Here is a 6,715-nt window from a genome sequence, read left to right on the forward strand (position 1 = left end):
AAGGCGACCCGTAGCGGATTTTGGCAGATTGCCGCGCGCGGTGCCAAGACGAGAGGCTTACAAAAGAGGATATGACCGGGCTTATGAGCAATACAGAAGGCAAATTTACGAGCAATACGAAAGAAGATTGCCGCCAAATTTACGACAACAAATTCCTACAAGACCAGAACCTATACCCGTTCCTACTCGACCACGGAGTCGTATATCTGACCCGCGACTGGCAAGGCGACCTCAATCTAATTCCCCAGTGTCTGGGTCACAACAACAGAGAACTAGACCTCAAGATTTACCCAGATTTAAAGAACCATTCGCTCCACCTGGGTTGAGATCTCCTTTAAATTTACAGCCTCCACCTGTAAAACCAAAACCGCCGCGTCCCCTTTTACGTCAATATCTAGATGCTTCTCGTCGAATCAACGATAAATTAAGGCAAGTTAACCGGGGCTTAAATGATATTGCTTTTCCTGGTTTAAATGAAACTAGCGACTTTCTTAACGACCAAATTATTAGATTTGTTAGGGAACTTTGGCGGCAGTGGCGGCGAGTTAGAAATATTTTGGAAATCCACAGAAAATCAAGAGACTCCGCCGACTAATCCGGAACCTAACTTGACTTTACCAATAAATCCGTCCTGGGCAGATACAGATGTAATTACAGTTTGATACGTCGGCACAAGCTTGATTACTGATAATGGTTGGGAATGGTCAGCTGGCGCTCCTTTATCACTGCCTCCTGATGGGAGTGTTGGTGAAGATTACGCTCTCATAACTATACAAGACAGAATCCGAACAATTAATGCTACTTTGTTGTTGGTTGGTTTGATAGATAGTGATTTTGCATCCCCTTCTGTTTATTATTTTTATGCTAGCTGCAATTTTTTGGTTGGTAATTTACGGGCTGTTAATGGCAGAGTAGACCAATTAGCTCAAGTTACCGACACAATTGGCGAGCCTTATGCACCTATTGAGGTAATAACTCCTTCTTCAAGGTGGTCGCCTGGTTCTCAACCTTCACCGCCACCACCAGAACAAGAAATTGAGATTGTTCCTAGAATTAATCGCCGACTCAGGAGAATTATTGAGGAAGGGGAGGACAGAGAAAGAATGACTTGCGATTTTAGTTTGGTTATAGTTGCATTGCGTCAAGTGTTGGCAACAAATACAAACCTGCCAGCACAAGTAACGCAAGCATACTTAGCAATCAATGCCAACATTAACGAATTAAAGCCACCAATTAACACGATAAACGCCACCACTCAAACAACAGCGACCACAGTCAATTCAGTTTCTAACGTATTTCAATCTACAGCGACTAAAGTAGATGACTTAGCAGAGGGTTTAACCAATGTAAGAACTACTGTAAACACTACTGCACCCCGCGTACAAAACGTTGCTAATAAATTAGATGATGTAGCTGATCCAGTTAACAATGTTAGCACAAAACTAGACGATGTAGGCAGTGCAGTCAATCGAACCTTTAACAGGCTTCAAGAGATTTTTCAGGAAATAACAAAGCGACTTGATAGATGGGCAAAGTGGCTGGGCTTACCCATGTTGTTGGATGCACTATCGTTTATCCTGTTGTTGCAGGCAGCGATGTTGAGTAGCAATGTCGTCCAAACTGTAGGAGAAATTCTTGACACGCGACTTCAAATAATTGGGTTGAGGACGACAAGCCGATTCATTTATGTCAAGTATTTTAGGTACTGAAAACTCAACTAAAACGAAAAAGCTAAATAACATTTTTCCAGCGGCAGCCAATGTAATTAATTCAATCCCAACCATTATTGAGTCAACTCGTTCAATAATGGAACTAGGATCCCAAATGACTGGAAAGATAGGCAACGCATTAAGAGCTGCTGGAGTTGTGTTTGAAAATCCGTTGAATTGCTGAACAAAACAAATTAATGCAGCTTTTGCACGTCAGACTAAATTGAACGGAATGATTCAAGGGATACAGAAGAGCGACGATGTAGCTAGCAGCCTTTCTTCTGCCAAAGCTGAAGTCAAATTTATTCAAGATACAGTCATCGAAATGCGCGGGGTCAAAAATTTGATGAAGCTGTTGCTGATTTGGTTGGTAATAAAACCGAGACAGCAGCCGACAAAAAAGCTCAATATCTTCTACCATCTGATTTAAAACCAAATGCTTTTCGCCCAATCGGCGAGTTTGAGTTACCCATTTTTCAACGCTCTCGAATCATGGCAGCTGCATGGGAAAATTCCGTGGCTCGTCCCTATTGGTATCGAGGGTGTTGCATAAGGCAATCGGTGGCGATTAACGCAGTGGGAAGTGATTTAGCCACTATAGCTTCTTGGCACGTACCGTTATTTGTCCCAATAGTTTTTGTTCCAGACACGGCTGCTTTACAATGGCGATTAACCGTATCCGTACCTGACTGGCACAAAGTAGCACAAATTACGGTTTACCGCTTTATTGGAGAAATCGCTCCGCCTTTATCTTCAAAACTCCATGACATTTTAGCGAGGCTGACATGATACAAATACCGGAAAAATTTGCAGTTTTAATTGCTGATTTGAGCAAGCAACTAGAAGAATTTGAGAAAACCTATGGTTACATCCCCAAGTGCCAGTTAGTAGTTAGTGAAGAGTATCAACGATTAGTTAAGGAAATCACCAGAAAAGAATCGCGATGAACTGTATCCTTATGTCCATTTCAAATGTTGGTTCCGCTTTTTCTGGAATTACTCATCCCTGAGAAACTGCTGCTAGCAACAGCAGTACTGTGAATGTCACTGCGACTGCAACGCTTGTTTGTGCCGCTCACAGCGAGCGCACGGTTCTTTATGTGATAAACATGGGCAACGAGTGGGTCACTGTAGACCACCGTAACGACCCTGTTTATGGACAAGGAATCATGCTTTCTCCTAATGGAGGAACTTATTTAATCGAGTCGGGAAACCTGGATAAAAGGCTGTTACATGCCATTTGTGCTGCGGGGCGAACTACTACGTTAGCTGTTTATGAAGGTACTGGTGAAGCAGTAGCACAGACTTAATATGCCGGTAATTAATAAAAATGTTTTGTTTGTTAACACTCGTGGCGCGACTCTTTTGACCCCCATGAACTTAGAGGGCGTTTCTGTCAGCGTCATTGGTTGGAATCGGCTTACACCAAACAATCTTAGCGCGATTACTGATGGATATACTGACACTGCAACTGGTTGGGGGTGTGTAATAGATGGACCCAACCGCGCTTTTTTTGAAATCGATTTAGGAGTTGATAGTAGGTACATAGTCGCAGCGCGAATAGGTATCCGTATGGCAGAAGGATGGGAACGTGGTGAAGGTATTTGGTTTATTGAAGCTTCTCCTACCCCCAGTCCTCCCAATACTTGGCCTGCGAGATCTATTCCTGCCTGGGCTATTAAATTTAGGCCAACTCGATTCGAAAAAGTAGGAGTTGTTCCAGCATGGGTTAGTGGAAGGTATTTACGAATTGGAGCAGAAGATGCTGGACACGGATACGTTGAATTACGGGTTTATGACTTAAAAGTCTGGACTTTTTCTGCACCTTAAAAAATCAAATAACCCAGTTGTATTAGTGAAAGTATTTCATGCTTTGATGCTGGAGAGCTTCCCCCAGTGCCGTGGCAGGTCTACCCCCGGTAGTAAATTACTGGGGATTCTTTGAACTGATTAACCAGTCTCCAGATGAAGCAGTTGCCTATGAATTCACGTCCCGCGAAGTCAAACAGCTTGCCTTCCGTCTGGACGGTTTATTCTTGCCAACAACCAACGAACCGGAAAAACCTCTCTACCTAGTTGAAGTTCAGTTTCAGCCAGATCCAGACCTATACTACCGCAAGTTGCTAGTTATAAACAAGCGCGTTGCAAGCTTGCTAATTGCTAATTGCTAATATAGGATTTTTACCAATCTCGCCATTAGCCATTAGCCATTAGCCGCTCCCAGAGAGATAACTAGCAACTTGAGTTACTACCGCTTGTTTGGCGAACTTTTCCTCTACTTAAGGCAGTACAAGCCACCCCATCCTTGGCGGATTGTCGTCATCTATCCCAATCGTAGCGCCGAAGGAGAACAGACATTGCACTTTGGTCAACTTCTGACTTTGGAGTCGGTGAGACGAATATACTTGGATGAATTAGGACAAGCAGCAGAAAACTCTCTAGGCGTGGGAGTTGTTAAGCTAGTTATTGAGCCTGAAGCAACGGCGGTGCAACTAGCAAGAAGCTTAGTCGAGCAAGCGAAGCAACAAATAACCGATGAAGTTGTTCAGAATAACCTCATCAATTTAATTGAGACAATTATTGTCTACAAATTACCGCAAAAGAGCCGCCAGGAGATTGAAGCTATGTTTAGTTTAAGCGAACTCAAACAAACTAAAGTTTATCAGGAAGCTAAACAAGAAGGCCCTGAAGAAGGTAAACAAGAAGGTGAGCGGCAAGCCAAGTTACAAGCCATAGCGCGACTGCTGCCAATGGGTTTAAGTTTGGAGCAAATTGCCCAAGCATTAGATTTGCCTCTGGAAGTAGTTCAGCAAACCGCTGAGCAAATTAGGAGCCAAACTATCTTATCTTGCCAACAGAATGTTGCTGCTTTTATTGTACTGTTAAACGACCAGCGCTCGCTCTTTTCTCCTGATGACTTGACTGAGTTATATCACCTAGTTGCTCCTCTACCAGATAATATCGAATACCTCTCGCAAGCACTCTCAGCTTGGTCTGAAAATCCCTCTGAAATTCTTGAGGCAAAACGCCAACTTATCGCATCTTTTTCTAATAATTCATCAGCAGAATCACCCAACAAACAAACTCTCATAAATGCTATTGGGCAACCTTCTTCCTCTGGTGATTCCCAGCAATCCAACACTACCTCGTGAAAATCGTTAACTTTATCGCCCCAGAAACCGGGTTTCTTCAAGAAACCCGGTTTCTAATTATACCCTCGCCACTTCAGCAAACCGGATTTTGAGATAATCTTCTTCCATCTTCGCACCAGAAGGTTGCAGCGCTGCCAAAGCTTGGGGCAAAACTAAATTGCGGCGATGATTGCCAATCCTCACATTCAATTCATCCCCAGTCTTACTCAACTGAATTTGGTCTTTCGCAATTCCCGGCAAGTAAAGTTCCAAACTGTACTGATTTTTTTCTTGCACTACGCGGACAGTCGTTTCTTGGTAATAAACTTTACTAGGATCTTCATCCTTATAAAGCAATTCCTTCAACCGATCTAGTGCCGCCAAACCGCACATTTCTTCTGAAAATAAAGGAACTTCCTTCACCGGCAAAGGATGAAAGTTATCGTAAATTTCTTGACGATATTCCTTTTGATTCTCTTTCCACCGCTGGAAGAAAGGATCTTGCACTTCGTTCGGAATAATCCGATTAGCCACAACTAAATCTGTTGCAACATTATACAAACTCAAGTAAGCATGGGCGCGTAAAGATTCCTTGATTACCATTTTTTCGGGATTTGTCACCAAGCGCACCGAAGTTTGAGTATTATCGGTTAAAACCTTTTCCAATGCTTCAATTTGTTCGTAAAATTCGTAAGGCGCATCCATAACTTCTTTATCAGGCAAGGAAAAACCAGCAATTGGCCTAAAAATAGGTTCAACCAGCGGTCTAAGCGCCACAGAAATGCCTTGAAACGGCTTATAAAAACGCCGCATATACCAGCCGCTAACTTCTGGTAAACTGAGCAATCGCAGCGCCGTCCCTGTAGGAGCTGAGTCAATAATTAAAACATCATACTCGCCTTCATCGTAGTGGCGTTTCATGCGTACCAAGCCGAATATTTCATCCATCCCTGGTAAGATTGCCAATTCTTCCGCCTGAATGCCATCGAGTCCCCGCGCCTGCAAAACTTGGGTGATGTAGCGCTTAACCGCTCCCCAGTTTTGTTCTAATTCTATTAGGGCATCCAGTTCCGCACCCCACAAGTTGGGACGAACCAGTCGCGCTTGGTGTCCCAGTTCCATGTCAAAACTGTCCGCCAGCGAATGAGCAGGATCGGTACTGAGAACGAGCGTTTTATAACCCAGTTCAGCGCAACGAAGTCCAGTAGCCGCTGCGACAGAGGTTTTTCCCACTCCTCCTTTCCCCGTCATCAGAATTAAACGCATGATTTCCCTGTCCTGCCTGAGAATTGTTTACATTACTTTACTTTATCGATTATTTGAGAGAAATAGGTGCTGTTTCAAAACATCGATGCGCGAACAATCCCAATAATCGATGTGGGAGACAATCAAGTCATCCCCATTTAGTCGTAACTCGCTCCAGCCAGGAATAGAAATGCGGGGTTTCCAGGGGAGGGGAGTATTCCACGACAGCGTCCAGCGAGTCAAAATCGTATCTCCGTCGCGGCGAATGTCGTGCAGATCGAGTTTCGGGTTCAAAAACCAAGTGCCGATAAACCCTATCATCTGCTGATACCGCTCAATTCCCCGAAACTCGTTCATGGGGTCTTTAAAAAACACATCTTCGGCATAAATGCTGTAAGTCTGGTCAACTGGAAATCTTTGATAGTCCTGTTTTAGAATTTCAATAATGTCCATTAATCCAGTACCTTTTTGTTGTTTTTTGCCAGTAGGGACAAGGCATCAGTCAGTTTTGTGCCATTCCTCCAAGTTTTTTGGCTGCCTTGTCCCTTTTTGTTGTTTTTTGCCAGTAGGGACAAGGCATCAGTCAGTTTTGTGCCATTCCTCCAAGTTTTTTGGCTGCCTTGTCCCTTTT

8 protein-coding genes and 2 pseudogenes are annotated in these 6,715 nt (G+C 43.6%); 8 read left to right on the forward strand and 2 right to left on the reverse strand.

Annotation, left to right across the window (positions count from 1 at the left end; genetic code table 11):
• From MiSe_RS46760 to MiSe_RS46800, 8 genes and pseudogenes are all read left to right on the forward strand, one after another.
• A pseudogene (locus tag MiSe_RS46760) lies at positions 1–595 on the forward strand (hypothetical protein); the annotation flags it as partial.
• Between the two features lie 82 nt (positions 596–677).
• Positions 678–1,709: a hypothetical protein gene (locus tag MiSe_RS46765; protein ID WP_226593836.1), complete on the forward strand. Its 1,032-nt coding sequence runs from the start codon at positions 678–680 to the stop codon at positions 1,707–1,709.
• 232 nt (positions 1,710–1,941) lie between these two features.
• Complete coding sequence (locus tag MiSe_RS46770) at positions 1,942–2,139, forward strand: hypothetical protein (RefSeq protein ID WP_226593838.1); 198 nt, start codon at positions 1,942–1,944, stop codon at positions 2,137–2,139.
• Between the two features lie 62 nt (positions 2,140–2,201).
• On the forward strand, positions 2,202–2,498 hold the full coding sequence (locus MiSe_RS46775) for a hypothetical protein (protein ID WP_226593840.1): 297 nt from the start codon (positions 2,202–2,204) through the stop codon (positions 2,496–2,498).
• The gene (locus tag MiSe_RS46780; protein WP_226593857.1) at positions 2,495–2,656 is read left to right on the forward strand and encodes a hypothetical protein; all 162 of its coding nucleotides are present in this window, start codon (positions 2,495–2,497) and stop codon (positions 2,654–2,656) included. The genes MiSe_RS46775 and MiSe_RS46780 overlap by 4 nt, the downstream gene beginning before the upstream one ends.
• Before the next feature lie 89 nt (positions 2,657–2,745).
• A complete protein-coding gene (locus tag MiSe_RS46785) occupies positions 2,746–3,018 on the forward strand; it encodes a hypothetical protein (protein ID WP_226593863.1) in 273 nt (90 codons plus the stop codon).
• Between the two features lies 1 nt (position 3,019).
• Complete coding sequence (locus MiSe_RS46790) at positions 3,020–3,538, forward strand: hypothetical protein (protein ID WP_226593865.1); 519 nt, start codon at positions 3,020–3,022, stop codon at positions 3,536–3,538.
• 71 nt (positions 3,539–3,609) lie between these two features.
• A pseudogene (locus tag MiSe_RS46800) lies at positions 3,610–4,860 on the forward strand (Rpn family recombination-promoting nuclease/putative transposase).
• Positions 4,861–4,917: 57 nt separating this feature from the next.
• Here MiSe_RS46800 and MiSe_RS46805 read toward each other — a convergent pair.
• Both MiSe_RS46805 and MiSe_RS46810 read right to left on the reverse strand, forming a co-directional pair.
• Positions 4,918–6,105: a TRC40/GET3/ArsA family transport-energizing ATPase gene (locus MiSe_RS46805; protein WP_226593869.1), complete on the reverse strand. Its 1,188-nt coding sequence runs from the start codon at positions 6,103–6,105 to the stop codon at positions 4,918–4,920.
• 42 nt (positions 6,106–6,147) lie between these two features.
• A complete protein-coding gene (locus MiSe_RS46810) occupies positions 6,148–6,537 on the reverse strand; it encodes a C6orf136 family protein (protein WP_226593872.1) in 390 nt (129 codons plus the stop codon).
• Positions 6,538–6,715 lie beyond the last annotated feature (178 nt).

The organism is Microseira wollei NIES-4236, assembly GCF_020521235.1.
GTDB lineage: Bacteria > Cyanobacteriota > Cyanobacteriia > Cyanobacteriales > Aerosakkonemataceae > Microseira > Microseira wollei.